This is a genomic window from Aureibaculum algae, from assembly GCF_006065315.1.
GTDB classification, from domain to species: Bacteria; Bacteroidota; Bacteroidia; order Flavobacteriales; family Flavobacteriaceae; genus Aureibaculum; species Aureibaculum algae.
Genome location: NZ_CP040749.1, coordinates 1,914,871 through 1,936,150 on the forward strand (window position 1 = coordinate 1,914,871; position 21,280 = coordinate 1,936,150).

Here is a 21,280-nt window from a genome sequence, read left to right on the forward strand (position 1 = left end):
TATGGAAAGTAGCAAAATAGAAATACCTTTAAGTAAGGGTAAAATGATATTTTTAATTTTGGGGTGTTTACTTTTTGTATTCCTTGGGGTTGCTATGTTTTTAAATGCAGAAGGAATGCAAACCAGAAGAATCAATAACTCTTTAATCATAAGAATTATTTCAATAATTGGAGTTTTGTTTTTCGGATTTATTTGTATCTCTGTTGTTAAAAAAATTATAAAAAATGAGTCAGGATTAATTATTAATCATTTAGGTATTTGGGATAACTCAAGCGGTGTGAGTGTAGGTATGATAAAATGGAGTGATGTCATTGGAATTCGAAAAGCGAAAGCTTCTGGAACCAATTTTATCCTTATTGATGTAAATAACCCCGACTTTTATATAAATAATATAAAAGGTAGCATAAAAAAGCAGGCCATGAAAGCCAATATGAGAAAATATAACACCCCAATTTCAATATCAACCGCTGGCTTAAAAATTAGCTTTAAAAACCTTGAAGAATTAATAGAGCACGAATACAAAACAAACGTCAACACCAATATCAACCTATAAATCAAACCAATGAAATTATCACATTATGAGTGGGATCCTGAAAAAGATTTAATAGCTGAAGGAGGCTTTGCAGAGGTCTTTAAAGCTAAAGATATAAATACTGCCAACAGATGGGTAGCCTTGAAAATTTATAAAGAGGCTGTATCTAGAGGTACAACAGGTAGTACTGGTCAAAAAAAATACAGTTTAGAGCAAGAGTTTGCTAAAATAGATGGACTCTCGCATACAAACATTATTTCATTTTATGGTTTAGAATATATAGAGCATCAAGATGCTATGAGTAGAACGGCTAGTTACCCTGTTTTAATTATGGAGTATGCTGGTGAAGGGACGCTTAAAGAACTTTCTAGAAATCAACTTTCTGATGATAATTTAGAAGAAGTTATCATTAGTATTATTAGAGCTACTGGTTATCTTCATAGTCAAGGTATAATTCATAGAGATTTAAAGCCAGGAAACGTACTTTTTACTAAAGATAGAAATGATAAGTATGTAGCCAAAATAACTGACTTTGGTATTAGTAAAGATGTCTTGGGTGATAAAACCATAGATCAATCATTTACTGAAGGAGTAGGCACACCTCATTATATGGCTCCAGAACAATTTTTTAAAAAGAAGTTCGGCTTGAATGGTGAAGTAAGTGAGCGTACTGATATTTGGGCGATTGGTGTTATTCTATTTCAATTATTAACAGGTAAACGACCTTTTGGTCAAGGACTCAAAGATTATGAATTGATTCGAGATGAAATAACTCAAAAGAAATTGGATCTTTCCATAGTTCCAGAAAAGTTTCAAACGGTTATATCTAAGTGTCTTGAGAAGGAAGCTGTTAATCGACCAGAAACAGCGAATGAATTAATAAATTTATTAAACACTCAATCTTATGATGAGGATCTTACAATTATTCCGGGTCAGGCAGGTGTTGTCTACCCATCTGCCACTCATGTAGTTAAATCTAAGAAAAAAAATGTTCTAATAACAGTAATTGTGGGCATACTGATTTTGTTAGGAAGCTTTGGAGGTTTTAAATGGTATCAGTATAGTAAGGCTAAGGAGCTATTAGCTCAGGGGTGGGATTACTACAAGATTGGAAAATATAAAAATGCCTACGCATCTTACCTTCAAGCATCAGATTTTAATTCAGGGAAGGCATATTATTATTTATCTCTTATGAATAATTTAGGAATGGGTATTGACAAAAATTATAAAAAAACCTTAGAATACGCCGATAAGGCAATTGAAAATAATTTTAATATGGCCGCATTCCAACACGGTTGGTTATATAAATATGGATACGGTGTACCTGTAGATAGTATGAAAGCAGTCAGTTATTTTAAAAAATCGTTACCACAGATAAGAGAACTATCGAATGAAGGTGACTCTGAAGCACAAAATTTACTTGGACTTTTATATGGTTCTGGAGATGCTATTGATAAAGATCTTAAAAAATCATTTGAAATGACTAAAAAATCGGCAGAAAATGGTCATCCAGCTGCAATAGCAAATTTAGGCAGTAAATACATGTATGGTTTAGGAGTTGAAAAAGACTGTAATAAAGCATTAGAATGGTTTAAAAAAGGTCAAGAAATTAATGCAGCGAGAGCGTGGTATGGAGAAGGACAATTGCATTATTACGGATGTGACGAATTAAAAATAGACTATGATAAGGCTTTTGAAAGTTTTAAAAAAGCAGCCGATTTAAACAACATTGACGCACAATACAAACTTGGCTATATGCTGCAAAAAGGTATTGGCAGAAAAAAAGACTTAGACGAAGCAATGTGGTGGTATCGTAAAGCTTGTGAAGCGGACAATATAGATGCATGTAATAACCTTGCCAATATTTATGATAATAAAAATAATTATATAGAAGCAAAAAAACTGTATACTAAGGCAGCTCATAAAAATAATAAATATGGAGCGTATAACTTAGGTCGTCTTTTTGAAAGTGATAAAATTAAAAAAGATCTTGACAGTGCCAATTTTTGGTTTAGTAAAGCTGCTCATCTTAAGCATAGTGCAGCACAAAATCAGTTGGGGTATAATTTTAATAAAGGGGTCGGATATAAAATAAACCTTGATAGTGCTTTCTATTGGTACGAAAAATCAGCTTTACAAAATTATAGATATGGCCAATTAAACCTAGGTATTATGTATGCTAAAGGACATGGGTGTGAACAAAGCTATGTTAAAGCTAAAGAATGGTACGAAAAAGCTGCAGCACAAAATGATGGAGATGCAATTTATTCGCTTGGTAATTTATATTACAACGGTAACGGTGTTAAAAGAGATTATTTATTAGCAAGAGAATACTTTAAAAAAGGGGCTGATTTTGGTATCTCTAAATCTCAATTTATGTACGCACTTATGCATGTAAATAAAGAAGGTGGTGCCCAGAATTATTTTAAGGCAAGAGAATGGTATAAAAAAGCAGCATTACAAGATGATGATAATTCTCAAGTCAATTTGGCTCTACTCTATTACGAAGGTAAAGGAGGGAGTAAAGATGAAAAACAGGCTTTTTACTGGTACGAAAAAGCTGCTAAAAATGGCAATGCTATAGGTCAGAATAGCTTAGCAATTTGCTATTTATATGGGATAGGGGTTAAAAAAAATAGAGGCTTAGCTAAATTTTGGTTTGAGAAATCGTGCAAAACAGGTCATAAAAAGTCATGTGAAGATATAGATAAGCTACTCTAAGTAGAAACTTAATAATGTAGTTGAAAAAAACATAAATTTTAATTACGCACTGAAATACAAATTACTTCCTGATTATTACTGTTAATAATTGATTTTAAGCTAAAAAATGGAAATATACGAACCAATATATTTAAACGAGTTAGGTAAACGTTCTAATAATGAAGATGCAATTTTTCCAAATAAGGCTTCAACATTTAATGAATTATTTCTTGTTTGCGATGGCGTTGGAGGTCAAGATAAAGGTGAAGTGGCGTCAAGATTTATTTGTGAGTTTTTACCTCAATATTTTGAAAATAATCAAGTTGATATTCATGATAAAGGATGTTTAGAATCGGCCTTGGAATTTGTGGAGCAAAAAATGAATGATTATATCAAATTGAACATTGAAGCTTCTAAAATGGCAAGTACCTTAACACTATTATGTCTTTCAAAAGAAGAAGACAAAGCATTAATTGGTTGGGTAGGCGATAGCAGGGTTTATCATATAAGAGATGGAAAAATTCTGTTTCAAACTAAAGACCACTCTGAGGTGCAGAGCTTGGTAGATATGGGGGAAATTTCAGAACAAGAAGCAGAAAATCATCCTAGAAAAAATATAATAACTAGAGCGGTTAGTGGTAAAGACTCAACCAGAATTGATCAAAAAATTATTGGTAATATTAAAGCAAATGATTATTTCTTATTATGCACTGACGGTATTTTAGAAAATTTGAAGAAATTAAATATACAGAATTGGTTTGTAAAAGAAAATACCCCTGAAGAAATTAAATCTCTAATTTTAAATAATGCATTAAACAATACAAAAGATAACTTTTCAATGTATTTGATTAAGGTAAAAGAAGTAAATAAGAAAAATATATTTGATTTTTTTACGTCATTTTTATTACCCTTATGATCTTTTATTATTTTACTCTATAATTTTATGAAAGAAAAGTTTATAATTATTTTCAATGAAAATCCGTCAAGAGTAGAAGTGAATAAAAATGTTCTTGATTTAGCGATAAGAGTTACTAACTACATCAGTGATAATTTTGACGCAAGTGATTATTTTACCATTGGAAATGAAAGCCATGAAAAAGTATTTTCGTTTCTAATTTTTTTGAAAGAGAACCATGGTCAATTACAAACTGAAGTAGAATTGTTACCCATCAATATTGATACTGTGCATTTTAGTATGCTAGAAAATATTTTCATTTACGCAAGCAATTTTGATATCCAAGAACTTGAAGATGTACAAGATGACATTTGGGATCTTTCACATTTAATTTCACCTGCTACTAGCTAGAATATGAATACAACGAGCAAAAAAGAAAATTTAAGGAATCAACATTAAAAATCTGCTAATTTGTCTAGCAGATCAATATGGTCCTTCATCGAAATTTTAATTTTCTCTTCGTTAGACAATTTTGAATATGTTCTATTTCCAAAATCCTTACTATTCTCCCAATCTGAATATCTATCATAAAGATTTTCTAATATTTTTCGACTTTTTTGCTGAGGTGCGGAGAAGCCGGCGTAATCAACCAAACGAACATATCTATGCCATTCTTGTAAATTCATTTTAACTTTTACTACAATTTTTTCTGAATTCAAAAAAGGTATTAAATTCTTTAAAGTATCATCAACATCTTGTTTACTTATTATCCAAGCTGCATGATCTACAACACCTGCAACGTGATAGTTCTTTGACATAAAAGAGAGTGTCTCGAAAAGTAACAATAGCGTATTTTGTTCAATATTAAAATCAATATGTTTATTTAAGTTTTCTTCTTTCATTTTATAAAATTAGTAAAACTAAAACCAATTCTTATAAACCAATCATATTTATTTTAATGATTAATTTCATCCTGCAGAAGAGTCCCATGAAACGAACGTTTTGTGGGACAAATATTTAAGTCAATAAAACGTAAGAGACGGACGCAACTCCAAACAACAGCGAGACAATAAAAACAATCACCGCCCAATTCGGATAAATCTTGGCATCTTTAATTAAATTTTCATATCTGCCATAAAGCTTTTTCTGAGAATCCAAAACTGACTTTATCTCATATTGATGACTGTTCAACAAAGCCCTAAGTTCTATAATGTCAATACTAACTTTTGCAGCATGTAGCTTATCGCTAACTTTTTCCAATTGCTCAATACTTTTTTCAAAAGAGTTGATTTCATTTACTAATAATTCTGTGATTTCTTCAATTTTTGCCATGTCGTTTTTATTTAAATACCCATTCCGAGGTCGATTACTTTTTTAATTACTGTCTTTGATATTTTTAGGGCAAGGTTTGGAGTCAGTTCCAACGTTTTCCCCAGTAGCTTTATCTGGTTGCTTTTAGCTTTAAATAATGAGACATTTGGGTTCTTGTTAAGTTCTTTGCCAATATTTAGAATCGACATGTTACGATTGACCTCACTACCTTTAAGATTATGACCATCAAATTCAAATCTGAACCCTTGCAGTTTATTTTGATTGTTGATCGATGGAATTACCTTAACCCCATTTGTTTCCATTGCTTTGATATATGAATCGAAAGATTTTGGTCGGAATTCCTTCATACTTAAATCATGTCTCCTTTTTATTTCAGCCCTGATTTCTCTAAGATTGAATTCCTTTTCAAACTGAACTTGTTTTACCGTTGTCAATTTCATGTCTTCTGCGACCCTTTCTGCTGCCAATTGGCTCTTTTTCCCGACAAAGCTGTCATTATATGCTCTTCCTTTAAAGTCAATTCTGTTGACATATAAATGAATATGCTTGTGCTTTTTGTCCTGATGGACAAAAGCAATGGCTTGTCGTTCTCCCAATTTCATTTGAATCATAAATTTTTGAGCTATTTCGTGCAAGTCTTTTGCTTTTAATTTCTCTCCATCTTTGATGGTAGGGCTAATAATAAAGGACAAGGTGTTGTTCTCGCAACGGGAATTCATGTCCTGTATGATTTTAAATTCTTTTGAAATTTCAGAAGGGTTATCCCCAACGAGATGTTGCCTCAAAATAATTTCAGCATTCTTATCCTGATTCCAACCATAGGCGACGGAAGCACTGGTTTGTGATATGGATTTTCCCTTGCCAATCACTTTTTGAAGTTGTTAAGATGTAACTTGATTTCATCTGCCAACTGATGTACTTTTTGGGTAAGGTTGGGATTCCGTTTTTTGTACATATTACCGATAGACTTAAAACTATTATGATAGTGTACGAGCATTTTATACATATCGATTTGTTCATCAGTTAAGCGTTCTATTATTTTTTCTTCAAGTGCAACTTTCCGGATATATTCACTGAGTGTTAATCCACATTTTTTAGCTTTTACTTTTAAGAGTTTTTTCTCGAAATAGGAACACCTGAATTTGATAAAAACGCTTTTTGCTTTAAAAGACTTTTTTTTGACACTGCGACCTTCGGGAGCAGGCAAGGTTGTTTTTGTGGGAACAAAAACACATCTTGCACTTCCCGCCCCGCCAACACTTTCATCCAAGTTTTTTAGTTCCAGTTCCCATTCCAAACTTTCGGAATCGTGTTTCAAATGGTCAGGTGGTATTACTATACTGTACTTATTTATCCCAATTTCTCTTTTAATTTTTTTTTCCATTTTCATAACATCTTTCTAAATAATTCCATCAATTAATTTTTCATTGAGATCTTTATAATTTAAATACACACAACTTTGGTCAATAACATTTTTATACTGGTCTAATAAGTATGTGGTTATTTTATTTCCATTGCTATCATTGTCCAGAAGCAACAATACTTTTTGATATTTCTTTAGAAGTTGGACTACCTCATTTATAAAGGCAATCGAGTTTAATACTATAATATCGGATTCATAAATTAACATCTTATCAAAAACAGCTAAGGATAATAGATCAAACATGCCTTCTACAATTATCAATTGTTCCATACCTTTAGTTAAGTAGGTGTATGATTTTGGAGAACTACCATTTTTATAGGACTTATTTCTTAGCTCCCATCCGCCCAAACGGTTTTTTAACCCTATCGCAAAAAACGTTTTCTTGTCAAGTTGATACCAAACTTCAGCACAATAGCGTTTGGCAATCTTAAAAGGAATATGTCTTGAATTTAGATATTGAATTAAAGCAGGATGCTCAATTGTTTTTGTTCTGACAATGGTTATTTTATTTTCCTTCTGTTGAATTGCTTTAGGCAGATCTGAAAAAAGGGTTTGCTGTTGAAAAGAAAAAAGAGGACTATCGTTACCTAAAAATTCCAATGCTTCTTTAACTGAACATTTTAACACCAACACAATAAGGTCAATTACATTTCCACCCATTCCTTTTCCATGGTCGTACCATCGATTAATTAGTTTGGAAACTTTGAAAGAGGCTTGGATTTCTGACCGTAGGACACTTAGAAACCAAGCTTCTTTCTCCGTCTCTTTTGTGGGAAAGTGCCCTAATCTTGCCAGCGTTTTTACAATGGAAATAGTACGGGCTATTTCACATGTTATTTTTTTTCTTTTCATGAGCATTTTTATTGTTTTTATGATTTTCACTTACCTACTCGACTAATCCTTTATTCATAAGGGTTAAGGTCTTAGGTGAGTACTAAATTCGACTTACCTTTCTTACCTAAACAGGTAAGTTAGGTAGGTTTAGGTAAGACAATAATTATCAATCTTACCTAAGCATACCCCTTTATCCATAAGGGGTCTAGTACTCTTAGGTAAGATGGTAAGTTGTTTTAAGTATTTATAGGTAATTCCAATTCCCATGGGCTATTTTTAAAAATTGATTTTGCCAAATAGCCATAAAGTTGTCGTTTGGAATGCTTCACTCTTTGAAAGTTGAAACCAGTAAAAGCTTTTCCAACATTTACTTTGTTCAATCTTACGTTTAAACAAGATAATGAGACCATTACATCTGATGCCGTAACAAAATCTTCCATCTCGGTTGATTTTTCATAATACTTGGCAATTAGCTCTTGTTCTGTTGTAAGACTGGTGTATTTCTTGTTTCGTTCCTCATTTTCTTGAATATCCTTAATAGTTAGTTCGGGATTAAAATCTTTGTCTTTATACGCTAAATGATAGGCTTGTGTCCATACATTTTTGATGTCCATTTCTTTTGAATACGCAAAATCAATTTGATCCATTAGCTCAAAACACAACCAACGTACAGAACCCGTTTCATCATTTAGAAACGAAGACATATTGGTAGAACCCATAAAAGAGCATATTCTGGGTAAGGTGGTGTTCTTTCTATCATACGGAAGTCTTTCATTAATGAATGTTTTAGAGAAAAATGCTTTAAGTGCATTAACATCCTTTTTAGAGAGTACTGCCAATTCATCAAGATTGTAAAGAAAATTTCTACACAATTGAATTCTTGCATCTTTATCATTACCAATATCTTCGGCCATGTATTCATTCAATTCAGGTGGGCATAAAAAGCGACACCAGGTCGATTTACCAGAGCTTTGACCTTTATGGCTGATAATAATGGCCTGTTTATTGAAATAATTTGGTTCAAATGCACATCGAATAGCTCGAACCAACCATTTCTTTAAATGATAAAGAAAGGCTTCGTCATCATAGGTAGGCACATAGGAAGCTAATTTGGCAATATGGTCAAACCCATCCCATTTGGGTAGCCCATGAAAGTATTCTATAATAGGATTGTGTTTTTTGATGAGCTCAGACTTAATCAATATCTCGAGCTTAGCCGAACTGATATCAATCCCTGATTTAGCCAACTCTATAATCAGAGAATTTACATTGAGATAATGCCATGATTTATTTCCTTTCAAAGAGATCTGAAAATCATGGGATATTTCATTATAAAATATATCATATTTTGAACATAGATATTCATAGGTGTAATCGAAAATTGTTTTCTTTTTGGGATCTTTAACGAGATAAAGTCCATTATTTATTGGAGTCATGTTATACAGTTTAGAAAACGGCAAGAAGCGTTACCGTTTGATTTATTAAAAAAAATGTTGGTGGAAATTAGATTTCTTTACCTTCTCTTATTTCTAAAGGAATATGCAATGGCTTCTGACTCTATTTCGTCATTGGATTTGCGACTGTTCTGAAGCAACCACGCGTTGATTTTCTTTTTTTCGAAAAAAATCATTTTTCCATTGGGTTTGGAATGTGGGATATTGCCCGATGCAGTTAGTTTATAAAGGTAGCTTCTAGAGATGCCAGTATAATCACAGGTCTCTTCAAAGGTCAATACTTCTTTACTAACGGTTAGTAATCGTTCTATACGATCTAAGCGTTCTAAGATTAATAAGTTGTTCATTTTATTTGATTTTAGGATGAATAAATGAACAAAAGCACTTTTGTTTTCTTTTAAAGAATTCTTGGGGTAAATGTAGGGAAATATTGAAGTGGATTGAATTTTATAATTAATTAGTTGTACACAAATAATTGATAAACAAATAGTTAATTAATTTTGTATTGATTTGTTGATGTAATTTTACCTCTTAGTTTTATTTGAAATTAAAACAAATCAACCGATAATAATAAATAGTATAACAGAAAAGCTTAAAAAAATGATTTTGAGCAAAAATCATGAGTTATTAACATGAAATGACTAATATTTCATAAAAGGACTAGTAAGAAACGCTCATATCTATGAAAATTTTAAAACAGGAATACTATTTGCGGCCTCTTTCATTTTAGTATCTATTATTTTAGCATAAATTTCGGTCGTTCTTAATTCTTTGTGACCTAGTCTTTTGGATACAGTATAAATATCTGCTCCATTTTCTAATAACAAAACGGCATTCGTATGCCTGGCACTATGAAATGTAATATGCTTTGTAATACCTGCACGCATACACCACCTTAATATTTCTGCGTTAAAATGACCACCGTATTTGAGACCTTTAAAAACCCTATCATTTTGATTCTCTCTTTTTCCTAGTAATGCCCTAGCTTGATCGGATATGTACAAATATTCAAGTCCATCGGTTTTTTTCTGTCTAAAAATGATTCTGAAATTGTCATCTTCATCTCTAACTTCTGACCACTTCATTTTATTTATATCGCTCCACCTAAGACCAGTTAGGCAACTAAAAATAAAAGCTTTTTTTAGGACAATATATTTGCATTTAGACTCACTCAAAGCTTGTAATTCAGAATGAGTAAGGTATTCTCTTTTAGATTCAGCTTGGCTAAATCCCTTAACTGACTTTATAACATTACTTTTTAAATAGCCTTCATTAAAAGCTTCTCTTAATGTGGCTCTAAATTTATTGAAATATGTATATTTTGTATTTTGAGAAAGAGGTATACCTCCAATCGTTTGAGCTTCATTGTGAAGATATTTTTTAAATCCTTTTACAAAACTCTCATCAATATCTTTCAACATTAAATGAGGTGGACAGTAGCGTTCCAAATGTTTGAGAGCGGCTTCCCAATTATCGTAATTTCCTTTACTTTCATATCGCTCCTCCTTTAATTTATTATAAAAGTCTAAAAATAGAATTTTACCCTTGTTATTATCCTCCATATTAAATTTCCCTCTTATGAGTTCCGCATTCTTAAGGGTTAAAATATTTTGTGCAAGTTGCAAAGCTTCTTTATTTTCTCTCCTTTCAATTGCTGTACTAGGTTCTCCGTGTAGGTAAAGTTTTAAATACTCAAAACTTCTGTTATGTTTCATTTTACCGTTTTTATCTATAGAATATCCCATATAGTATTCTAAATAGAGACTATTACGTCCAGAGACTAGTTTCTTTTTTCTAAGACTTATTTTCATAATTGATGTTTTAAATAGTTATTTATTTTCTTTCACGAAAAAGTTTTACTCTAAATAGAATTCACAATCAAACTTTTTACTTTTATAATATTACGACCTACTCAAATAGACCATCGAGTGTTGACTTTTTAATTCTTGTTAATCTATGTCCTAAATTCACGGCATGGATACTTCCATTTCTGATATGAGAATAAACTGTTCTTTTTGAACAATTTAATAGTAAAGCAACTTCCTCAACATTCAAAAACTCTTTCTTCTTTATTTTCTCTAAGGCTATATTTACTTTGCCCTTTGTTTCCATATTACTTATATCAATTTTAGTTTCCTTGGCTTTAGCTTTGTAATGACGACTGTTACATTTATGAGAACAATATTTAGTAAGGGTTGTTCTTGCTGTAAATTCATTGTTACAATATTCGCATATTCTCTGTATTCTAATATTACTGCTCATTGTCTTAAGAGTATTTAAGTATCCTTAGATGTCGTTAAGAGTCGTTAAGTGCAAAATTTGGCGACTTAACCCAAAACGAGGTGTAAAAAATACACCTCGTAAAAAATTTAATCGAAAAGGTGTAATTATGGTGTAATAAAAGTATGAAAAAGGGGGTATAAAAGAAAAGTAAAAGGTAAAAAGTTATTCACAACCATTTGATTTACAGTCAAATAGTTCGTTTTGATTTCAAATAAAATGATTGGCTACTTCCCAATACAAAAGTTTGCAAAAATATTACCAAGTAAATCCTCATTAGTTACTGCTCCAGTAATTTCACCCAAGTAGAGTAGGGCTTGGCGGATATCGATAGCTATTAAATCAGAGCTGATGTTGTTGTCAATACCAAATTGAACATTTTTAATTTCAATTAGAGCCTTGTTTAACACGGAGAAATGACGACTATTACTCACTATAGTCTGATTATTACTTAAGACTCCAATATTAGATAATTCAGTTAGTTGATCTTTTAATTCATGAATACCTTCGTTTTCTTTTGCAGAAAGGAATAAGATATTTTTAATTTGGTTTTGAATCTGCTTCATTTCTTTTTCGGAAAGTAAATCAGATTTATTTGCAATTATCAACATTTTTTTATCAGGAAACTTTATAGAAACCTTTTCAATTTCATGTTTGATCAAATTCAATAATTCAGTTATTTCACCATCATGTCTACTTCTTATAATTGAGGCATCAAATAAATAAATGATCAATTGAGCTTGTGCCGTTTTTTCGAAAGTTTTTTTAATTCCGATACTCTCAATTTCATCGGTGGTGTCTCTAATTCCCGCAGTGTCAATAAATCGATATGCTACTCCTTCAATAATTAATTCATCTTCAATGGCATCTCTAGTTGTACCCGCAATAGAGCTCACTATTGCTTTTTCCTCATTTAATAATGCATTTAATAACGTAGACTTACCTACATTGGGTTCTCCGATAATCGCAACTGGAATACCGTTTTTTAGAACATTACCAAAAGCAAAAGAATCAATTAATGCTTTTAGGACAGTTGAGATTTTAGTGACCAATTTTTGGAAATCGTCTCTATTTGCAAATTCAACATCTTCTTCAGAAAAATCTAATTCCAATTCAATTAGAGACGCAAAATTCAAAAGGTCTTGTCTCAGATTTTCAATTTCATTAGAAAAACCACCCCGCATCTGTTGCATGGCAATTTGATGAGAAGCTTTTGAATCTGAGGCTATTAGGTCAGCTACAGCCTCCGCTTGGCTAAGGTCTAATTTACCGTTTAAAAAAGCTCGTAAAGTAAATTCACCAGGGTCAGCCATTCTACATCCATTACGTACAAAAAGTTGCATAATTTCCTGCTGAATATATAGTGAGCCATGACAAGAAATTTCAACTACATCTTCACCAGTATATGATTGAGGATTCTTAAAGAGAGAAACTAAAACTTCATCAAGCACACGTTCACCATCAATAATATTACCTAAATGAATAGTATGGGTTTTTTGATTGGATAATTTTTTATTATGAATAGACTTAAAATAGCGGTTGGCAATAGAAATGGTATTACTACCCGATAACCGTATAACGGCAATGGCACCAGAACCTGATGGAGTTGCTAAAGCAATAATTGTATCTTGAGTATTCATAATTTAATTTCTATGCAAAAGTAGCAAATTCTCTTGTTTTACGGGTGTTTAGTAAAGCTATGTTTGTAACATTTTCTAAAATACTGCGTCCTATAAGAAAACAAACACTCTAAAACACATCATATGAAACGAAATAATCAATTAATCGTAATTACACATTTAAGCCAACTTTTAGATTTGGTAACCTTAGTCGGAGGATTATTAGTACCATTATTTATATGGATCACAAATAAGGATAAAGTTTTTACTATGGATGAACATGGAAGATCAATTATCAATTTTCGGTTAAGTATGATAATCTACATGCTAATATGTATTCCCTTAATACTATTTTTTGGTTTGGGATTACTTGGATTTGCAGTAATTGGTGTCTTTTATTTTATATTTCCAATAATAAATGCGATAAAAGCAAGTAATAATGAGCCCCCAAACTACCCATTTTCCCTAAAAATTCTATAAATGATGAAAATTTTTAGAATTATTTTTCTATAATTTTTGAATTTATTTATAACAATGTTCATCCTTAGCATCAAAACAAACGATTGAAATAATTGAAATTCAGCACGTTATATAAAATCGTAAAAACTACCCATTTTCCTTGATTTTTAAAAACACCCATTTACACTATTGACTGGTATCGTCTGAGAACATACATTTGCTTTATAAAATTAATATATAATAGAAACGAAAATACGACGTTATAATATCTGAATACTAAAATTAGGGGAGAAAGGAGAGGAGTGAAAATTATGAATTAAAGTTCATATCTACAAGTAACTTTTCTCCTTCTATTAAACTAAAATTAGTATAAATATAAAAATATTACTCTTAGGAGTTTAACTCAGGGGAGAAAGGAGAGAAGTGAAAATTATGAATGAAGATTCAAATCTACAAGTAGCTTTTCTCCTTCTATTAAAATTATAATTAGTAAAAAATATAAAAGTATTACTCTTAGGAGTTTAACTCAGGGGAGAAAGGAGAGAAGTGAAAATTATGAATGAAGATTCAAATCTACAAGTAGCTTTTCTCCTTCTATTAAAAGTACATTAGTAAAAAATATAAAAGTATTACTCTTAGGAGTTTAACTCAGGGGAGAAAGGAGAGAAGCGAAAGGTTAAGTATGAGCTTAACACTACAAGTAGCTTTTCTCCTTACTATTTTAAAATCAAAAATTTATTTCTTATTATATGCTACCACTTTTTCATAAAGTGTATAGCTTAATTCACGGTAGATTCTTATCTCGGAAACACTTTTTTGGAACAAAACAAGTTGGCAACTAAGAAATACAACCATCAATAGTATACCTAAATTCATTTTATTTGTTGAATCCTATAAGTGTTCTGGCTCCTTTTAAAGTATTTGAGGTCGTTAGATGAATCGTTTTACTAGCTTTTTAACCATGTACTTTAGCCGTTTTACCTCCTGCTTTCATCAACTCTGCTTCAAAGGCTAATAATTGATCCCATTTCTTGTTGACAATATCTTTATCCTGATATTTTCTCGCAAAACCTAAGAACAACGTGTAATGATTGGCCTCAGAAATCATTAAATCTTTATAAAATTCAGATAATTCTTGATCTTCCAAATTTTCTGAAAACACTTTAAAACGTTCACAACTTCTAGCTTCTATAAGTGCTGCAACTAATAAACGTTGTATTAAAGCTTCATTTCTGTCTTTTGTTTTTACAAAAAAGCCTTGTAAATCTTTGGCATAGTTATTTGATTGAGATCTGCCCAATACCATTCCTCTAGCCGTCATTAAATCATGCACCATTTTAAAATGTTGCATTTCTTCTATGGCAATTTCACTCATGGCGGAAACTAACTCTGTTTCTTCAGAGTAGTTTATAATAATAGAAACAGCATTAGATGCCGCTTTTTGCTCTAAAAATGCATGATCTGTTAATATTTGCTGTAAATCATTTTTGGCAATTTCTGCCCATGAAGTTTCTGTTTCAAATTTAAGTCCTAACATAGTTGTTATAAATCGAGTTTAAATTTACTTTTTAGTAATGCCAAAGCCTGGTTCTTTTCTAATAATTTATTGTACTTCTCCTGCGGCGTATAGGCGAATTTTTTTTGATTATCTTCATTTATATTAATCACCAAATCTATGCCGTAATTATTTAATTTTTCACGAAAATAACGTACTAATTTTGGTTTTACTTTTAAAAGTTCCGTTTTCATCATTGCACTAGGCATATCTAATTGAATGCTGTTTTTTTTAACTTTAGGAATATCCGCTTTTAAAATAGCGACCAGGTTACGAACGCCTTTTTTCTCTAATCCTTCAATATATTGCTTCCAAAACTCTAAGAATTCAGCTTCTGAAAATTCGTCCCTTGGTTTATTAGAATTATCTTCTAACTCATCATCCGTTTTTTTAATGGTTTCTTTCTTTTTATGAATACTTTTAAGAGATAGGGCAGAAGAACGCCTTGTTGTTCTTGTGGATAGCGTTGGTTTTTCCGTAGGGGTTTTTTGTGCTACCTTAATTTTAGTTTTTTCTACGACAGCAGTTGGCTTTTTAGTAAGTACTGGAGCCACTTTATTTTTTTTAGCAACAGAAGTACTTATAAAGTGTATGGCGGGAATTATGTAGTTTTTATGCTTTTTTTTTTCGTCCGTATTCGGAAAAGTAATGGAAGCCAATTGCATTAAAGTTAATTCCACTAACAGCCGTTGATTTTTACTGCTTTTGTATTTTAAATCGCAATCATTGGCCAAATCAATTCCTTTAAGTAAAAAGGATATTTCACATTTCTTACTTTGTTCGTCGTATTGTTTTTTTGTAGACTCACCTACCTCTAGTAATGGAATAGTAATACTGTCTTTTGCAACCAATAAGTCTCTATAATGTGATGCTAATCCAGCAATAAAATGGTGACCTTCAAACCCTTGAGCCAAAATTTCATTAAAAGCAATTAATACCTGAGGTATATTGTTTTCAAGAATTAAATCAGTAATCTTAAAATAAGAATCATAATCTAATACATTCAAGTTTTCTGCAACGGCCTGCCTTGTAATATTATCATTAGAAAAACTAACGACTCTGTCAAAAATAGAAAGAGCATCACGTAAAGCTCCATCTGCTTTTTGAGCGATAATATGTAGGGCATCATCATCTGCCTTAATTTTTTCTTCCTTGGTTATTTTATGTAGGTATTCTTTTATATCAACAACACCAATCCGTTTAAAGTCAAATATTTGACATCTAGATAAAATGGTAGGAATAATTTTATGCTTTTCTGTGGTTGCTAAAATAAATATAGCATGAGCAGGAGGTTCCTCTAACGTTTTTAAAAATGCATTAAATGCGGCTTGAGATAACATGTGTACCTCATCAATAATATAAACCTTATATTTTCCTGTTTGCGGAGGTATACGAACCTGATCTGTTAAATTCCTTATATCATCAACCGAATTGTTAGAGGCTGCATCTAATTCAAAGATATTAAAAGCAAAATCTTCATTAGGGTCAATCGTTTCTGCATTAGCTTGATTAATTCTTTTTGCTAGAATTCTTGCACATGTAGTTTTACCAACACCTCTGGGGCCTGTAAATAATAAAGCTTGTGCTAAATGGTTGTTTTTTATAGCATTTTCTAGCGTGTTTGTAATGGCTTTTTGCCCCACAACATCATCAAAAACCTGAGGTCTATATTTACGTGCCGATACTATAAAATGTTCCATAGAAAATTTAAAAAATCAAAATTTAAAATTCAAATTCCAACAAATTTTTTACCTCACCATCGGAGAGGTCAAGATTATTGTTTTCTATAATCTTGGGTGAGGACAAAGGTATTAATTACTATATATCTTATCGTATAAATCTTTATATATTTCTTTTATAACGGCTCGTTTCATTTTCATGGTAGGTGTTAAGTGCCCGCCATCTATACTCCAAACATCGGGAGTGAGTTCAAAACGCTTTATTTGTTCCCATTTACCAAAGTTTTTATTGCATTTATCTATATCTTTTTGAATACGTTGAATAACTTCAGGATTCTTAATTATTTCTTGATCACTATTACCGATAGTTGCATTTTTTCTTTTTGCCCATTCCTTTATAAAATCAAAATTAGGTTGGATTAAGGCAGCGGGCATTTTTTCGCCTTCACCAATCACCATAATTTGTTCTATAAACTGAGATTCTTTTAAAATATTTTCTAAAAGCGTGGGTATAACATACTTACCTCCAGAGGTCTTAAACATTTCTTTTTTACGTCCTGTAATTTTTAAGAAACCTTCACTGTCTATTTCGCCCTTATCTCCCGTATGGAAATGATCACCAGTCATAACACTCTTTGTTTTTTCGGGGTCTTTATAATAACCCATCATCACATTGGGGCCTTTAATTAATATTTCGCCATCTTCAGCAATAGTTACTTCAACATTTCTAATAGGTTTACCAACGGCACCAATTTTAAACATTTTGTCTTTATACATATTAACAGCAACTACAGGAGAAGTTTCTGTAAGACCATAACCTTCCATAACATACATTCCTGCCGCACAAAATATCCTTGCTAATCTCGGGTTTAAAGCGGCACTACCAGAAACCATGGTACCTAAGTTACCGCCTAAAGCTTCTTGCCATTTACTGAAAATTAATTTTCTAGCAATTTTAAGTTTAAATTCATACCACCAGCCATTAGCCTCGTAAGGCTCATATTTTTCGCCAATTTCAACGGCCCAATAAAATAAGGCTTTTTTAATACCCGTTAATTCTCCTCCTTTGGCATAAATTTTATCATATAATTTTTCCAATAAACGAGGTACAACACTCATCATATGAGGTTGAACTTCCTTAATATTATCACCAATTTTATCTAAACCTTCGGCATAATAAACTGTACATCCTGCATATTGATATAAATAAATTAATAATCTTTCAAATATATGACAAATAGGTAAAAAGCTCAAAATACGGGTCTCACCGTCAATTAAAGGTAATCTAGGGTCGCTATCTAAGGCATTGCTAACAATGTTTTTATGCGACAGCATAACTCCTTTGGGTTTTCCAGTTGTACCTGATGTATAAATAATAGTTGCCAAATCAGTATATAAAACCTCACTTTTTCGTTGATCTAATTCGGGTTGGTTATCTAAATCTTTACCTAACTCAAACAGTTCAGAATAATGTTTACATCCTTCTATGTGATCAAAACAAAAAACTTCTTTTAAACTAGTTTTACTTTTAATTGCATTAACTTTAGCTAGCACTTCACTATCAGAAACAAAACAATATATAGATTCACTATGGTTTAAAACATATTCATAATCTTCGGCTGATATAGTGGGGTAAATTGGGATGTTTTGAGCACCTGTTTGCAAAATACCTATATCAGTAATATTCCATTCCGTTCGGTTCGTAGAAGATATTACTGCAATTTTATCGTTCTTTTTAACTCCCAATTTAAGTAACGCTCTACTTAATGCATTCGCTTTATCTAAATATTCTTTTGTGGATGTTTTTACCCATTCCCCATCATATTTAGTTACCAATGCGGCGTCTAAATTGTATTTCTCCAATTGATAGTAGGGGAAATCAAATAATCTCGTAATTTCTATGGGCATATTTTTGTAATTTGGTAATGCAAAGTATAAAAATTAAAAGGAATATACAAGCGAAAAACAGTGTTTAATATGATCGTAATCATATTAATTTTTAGATGATGAAATTTATACATTCCCTATTGCAACTAGTAAAATGTATTGATTATCTTTGTGCCGATATTAAAAAAAATAGAATAAATGAAGATTTCTTATAATTGGTTACAACAATTCTTAAAGATTGATTTAGAGGTAGAAAAGGTTGGTGAAATTTTAACCGATTTAGGCTTGGAAGTAGAAGGTATTGATAAGGTAGAATCTATAAAGGGAAGTTTAGATGGGATTGTAGTAGGAGAGGTATTGACTTGCGAAAAACATCCTAATGCAGATCGATTAAAAGTGACTACTGTAGACTTGGGCAATGGAGAGCCAATACAAATTGTATGTGGAGCTCCTAATGTAGATGCTGGTCAAAAAGTTCCAGTAGCAACTGTCGGTACCACATTATATGATAATGAAGGTAACGGATTTAAAATTAAAAAAGGAAATATAAGAGGTGAGGCAAGTCATGGAATGATTTGTGCTGAGGATGAGTTAGGGCTGGGTGAAGGTCATGATGGTATTTTAGTCTTAGATAAAAAAGTAAAAGCAGGTACGCCTGCTGCTGAACTGTTTGAAATATCAACAGATTATGTTTTTGAAATTGGATTGACTCCAAATAGATCAGATGCTATGAGTCATTTTGGAGTTGCACGTGATTTAAAAGCGGGTTTGCTACAACTAAATATAGATGAAGAATTAATAACTCCTTCCGTAAGTAATTTTGATGTTGACATCCGTTCCTTAAAAATACAGGTTGACGTTGCTAATAAAAAGCAAGTGCCACGCTATGCGGGAGTAACAATTACGGGAATTAAAGTTGAAGATTCTCCTAAATGGATGCAAGATAAATTAAAAGCAATTGGCGTAAATCCAATTAATAATATTGTTGATATAACCAATTATGTGTTACATGAGTTGGGGCAACCATTACATGCTTTTGATGCCGCAAAAATTAACAGAAATAAAATTATTGTAAAGAATTTACCAAAAGATACTGAGTTTGTAACCCTAGATGGAGAAACTCGTAAGTTACATCAAGATGATATTATGATTTGCGATGGCGATTCAAATCCCTTATGTATTGCAGGTGTTTATGGTGGTTTAGATTCTGGTGTAAGCAAAAACACAACCGCTATCTTTTTAGAAAGTGCTTATTTTGATGCTGTTTCTATTCGTAAAACAGCCAAAAGATTTGGTTTAAATACAGATGCTTCTTTCCGTTTTGAAAGAGGGATTGATCCAAATATTACGGATTATGCTCTAAAAAGAGCAGCTTTGTTAATTGAAGAAATATCGGGAGGAGAAATTTCTTCTGACTTAATTGATATTTACCCAAATAAAATAGAAGATCATCAAGTACGATTTTCATTCGATAATGCAGAAAAACTAATTGGTGAAAGGTTAAAACCAGATACCATTAAAAATATCCTAGCTTCATTAGATATCAAAATTAACAATCAAACTGATTCCGGTTTAGGATTGACGATACCTTCATACCGAGTTGATGTTACGAGAGAGGCAGATATTATTGAAGAAATTTTAAGAGTTTATGGCTATAATAATGTCAAAACTTCACCGAAGTTGAATACCTCAATTTCATATGCTCCTAAACCTGATGCTAATAAATTACAGAATTTAATTAGCAATCAACTGGCTAGTCAAGGGTTTTATGAAATGATGGCCAATTCATTAACTAGTCCTGATTATGTTGAATTTTCAGAACAAATAGACATGAAGCATAATGTAACCATGCTTAATCCGTTAAGTGCCGATTTATCCGTGTTAAGACAGACCTTACTTTTTAGTGGTTTGGAAGCTGTAGCCTATAATATCAACAGAAAAAGTAGTGACATTAAATTGTTTGAATTTGGAAATACCTATCATAAATTTGATGATACATATGAAGAACAAAAACATTTTTCCCTTTTAATATCAGGAAATAGAAATGATAATAATTGGTTGCTTAAAACAAAAAAATCTGATTTCTTTTACGGAAAGGGAATCGTTCAAAATGTTTTAGAAAGAGTTGGTCTTAGCTCATATAAATCGCAACCACTTGAAAATGATTTCTTTTCAGAAGGTATATCATTACAGGTTGGAAAAGAAACGCTTGTAGATTTTGGTGTGGTTAAATCGACCATTACCAAGCAATTTGGAATTAAGCAAGAAGTACTTTACGCAGACTTTAATTGGGATGCGATGCTTAAATTCATTAAAAACAAAACGCTAAAAGTTAGTAGTTTAACTAAGTTTCCATCGGTTAAGAGAGATTTCTCTTTATTGTTGGATAAGAAAGTGACTTTTAATGAAGTATTTCAATTGGCATTTCAAACCGATAGGAAAATATTAAAATCTGTCGATTTGTTTGATGTGTATGAGGGTGATAAATTACCAGAGGGTAAAAAATCTTATGCCGTAAGTTTTATATTACAAGATGATAAACAGACATTAACAGACAATCAAATTGACGGTGTAATGAATAAGTTACAACAAACATTTGAAACCAAATTAAAAGCAGAATTAAGAGCGTAA

General features: G+C 31.6%; 19 protein-coding genes. 6 read left to right on the forward strand and 13 right to left on the reverse strand.

The annotated features are described in order from the left end of the window. Position 1: 1 nt before the first annotated feature. The 4 genes from FF125_RS07870 to FF125_RS07885 all read left to right on the forward strand — a co-directional run bounded on the left by FF125_RS07870 (position 2) and on the right by FF125_RS07885 (position 4,538). Entirely contained in the window at positions 2–553 is a 552-nt protein-coding gene (locus FF125_RS07870) for an STM3941 family protein (RefSeq protein WP_138949247.1), read from the forward strand. A 9-nt stretch (positions 554–562) separates the two neighbouring features. After that, positions 563–3,253 (forward strand): serine/threonine-protein kinase, encoded by a 2,691-nt coding sequence (locus FF125_RS07875; RefSeq protein ID WP_138949248.1) that lies wholly within the window; start codon positions 563–565, stop codon positions 3,251–3,253. Between the two features lie 106 nt (positions 3,254–3,359). Continuing rightward, a complete protein-coding gene (locus FF125_RS07880; protein ID WP_138949249.1) occupies positions 3,360–4,148 on the forward strand; it encodes a PP2C family protein-serine/threonine phosphatase in 789 nt (262 codons plus the stop codon). Between the two features lie 27 nt (positions 4,149–4,175). After that, the gene (locus FF125_RS07885; protein ID WP_138949250.1) at positions 4,176–4,538 is read left to right on the forward strand and encodes a hypothetical protein; all 363 of its coding nucleotides are present in this window, start codon (positions 4,176–4,178) and stop codon (positions 4,536–4,538) included. 44 nt (positions 4,539–4,582) lie between these two features. On the opposite strand, the gene FF125_RS07890 is transcribed toward FF125_RS07885, so the two are convergent. The 10 genes from FF125_RS07890 to mnmE form a co-directional block, all read right to left on the reverse strand. Further along, positions 4,583–5,029, reverse strand: coding sequence for a hypothetical protein (locus tag FF125_RS07890; protein WP_138949251.1), 447 nt, complete (start codon positions 5,027–5,029; stop codon positions 4,583–4,585). A 115-nt stretch (positions 5,030–5,144) separates the two neighbouring features. Further along, the gene (locus tag FF125_RS07895; RefSeq protein WP_138949252.1) at positions 5,145–5,459 is read right to left on the reverse strand and encodes a DUF6730 family protein; all 315 of its coding nucleotides are present in this window, start codon (positions 5,457–5,459) and stop codon (positions 5,145–5,147) included. Positions 5,460–5,470: 11 nt separating this feature from the next. Continuing rightward, positions 5,471–6,328, reverse strand: a complete 858-nt coding sequence (locus FF125_RS07900; RefSeq protein WP_138949253.1) for a relaxase/mobilization nuclease domain-containing protein — start codon at positions 6,326–6,328, stop codon at positions 5,471–5,473. Then, positions 6,325–6,843 (reverse strand): mobilization protein MbpA, encoded by a 519-nt coding sequence (mbpA, locus tag FF125_RS07905; protein WP_250629710.1) that lies wholly within the window; start codon positions 6,841–6,843, stop codon positions 6,325–6,327. Before mbpA ends, FF125_RS07900 begins: the two co-directional genes overlap by 4 nt. Positions 6,844–6,858: 15 nt before the next feature. Beyond that, positions 6,859–7,734, reverse strand: a complete 876-nt coding sequence (locus tag FF125_RS07910; protein ID WP_138949254.1) for a toprim domain-containing protein — start codon at positions 7,732–7,734, stop codon at positions 6,859–6,861. 218 nt (positions 7,735–7,952) lie between these two features. Next, positions 7,953–9,152 (reverse strand): VapE domain-containing protein, encoded by a 1,200-nt coding sequence (locus FF125_RS07915; RefSeq protein ID WP_138949255.1) that lies wholly within the window; start codon positions 9,150–9,152, stop codon positions 7,953–7,955. Between the two features lie 77 nt (positions 9,153–9,229). Then, positions 9,230–9,517: a helix-turn-helix transcriptional regulator gene (locus FF125_RS07920; protein WP_138949256.1), complete on the reverse strand. Its 288-nt coding sequence runs from the start codon at positions 9,515–9,517 to the stop codon at positions 9,230–9,232. Between the two features lie 333 nt (positions 9,518–9,850). Beyond that, on the reverse strand, positions 9,851–10,981 hold the full coding sequence (locus tag FF125_RS07925) for a tyrosine-type recombinase/integrase (protein ID WP_138949257.1): 1,131 nt from the start codon (positions 10,979–10,981) through the stop codon (positions 9,851–9,853). A gap of 97 nt (positions 10,982–11,078) precedes the next feature. Continuing rightward, positions 11,079–11,282, reverse strand: a complete 204-nt coding sequence (locus FF125_RS22095; RefSeq protein ID WP_250629711.1) for a helix-turn-helix domain-containing protein — start codon at positions 11,280–11,282, stop codon at positions 11,079–11,081. A 395-nt stretch (positions 11,283–11,677) separates the two neighbouring features. After that, the gene (gene mnmE / locus FF125_RS07935) at positions 11,678–13,090 is read right to left on the reverse strand and encodes a tRNA uridine-5-carboxymethylaminomethyl(34) synthesis GTPase MnmE (protein WP_138949259.1); all 1,413 of its coding nucleotides are present in this window, start codon (positions 13,088–13,090) and stop codon (positions 11,678–11,680) included. Positions 13,091–13,213: 123 nt separating this feature from the next. Here mnmE and FF125_RS07940 point away from each other — a divergent pair, with 123 nt between their 5' ends. Then, a complete protein-coding gene (locus FF125_RS07940) occupies positions 13,214–13,549 on the forward strand; it encodes a DUF4870 domain-containing protein (protein WP_117885362.1) in 336 nt (111 codons plus the stop codon). A 934-nt stretch (positions 13,550–14,483) separates the two neighbouring features. On the opposite strand, the gene miaE is transcribed toward FF125_RS07940, so the two are convergent. From miaE to FF125_RS07955, 3 genes are all read right to left on the reverse strand, one after another. Next, positions 14,484–15,065 (reverse strand): tRNA-(ms[2]io[6]A)-hydroxylase, encoded by a 582-nt coding sequence (miaE, locus tag FF125_RS07945; protein WP_138949260.1) that lies wholly within the window; start codon positions 15,063–15,065, stop codon positions 14,484–14,486. A 5-nt stretch (positions 15,066–15,070) separates the two neighbouring features. Next, positions 15,071–16,783: a DNA polymerase III subunit gamma/tau gene (dnaX, locus tag FF125_RS07950; protein ID WP_138949261.1), complete on the reverse strand. Its 1,713-nt coding sequence runs from the start codon at positions 16,781–16,783 to the stop codon at positions 15,071–15,073. 111 nt (positions 16,784–16,894) lie between these two features. Then, positions 16,895–18,670, reverse strand: coding sequence for an AMP-dependent synthetase/ligase (locus FF125_RS07955; protein WP_138949262.1), 1,776 nt, complete (start codon positions 18,668–18,670; stop codon positions 16,895–16,897). Positions 18,671–18,847: 177 nt separating this feature from the next. Here FF125_RS07955 and pheT point away from each other — a divergent pair, with 177 nt between their 5' ends. After that, positions 18,848–21,280: a phenylalanine--tRNA ligase subunit beta gene (pheT, locus tag FF125_RS07960; RefSeq protein WP_138949263.1), complete on the forward strand. Its 2,433-nt coding sequence runs from the start codon at positions 18,848–18,850 to the stop codon at positions 21,278–21,280.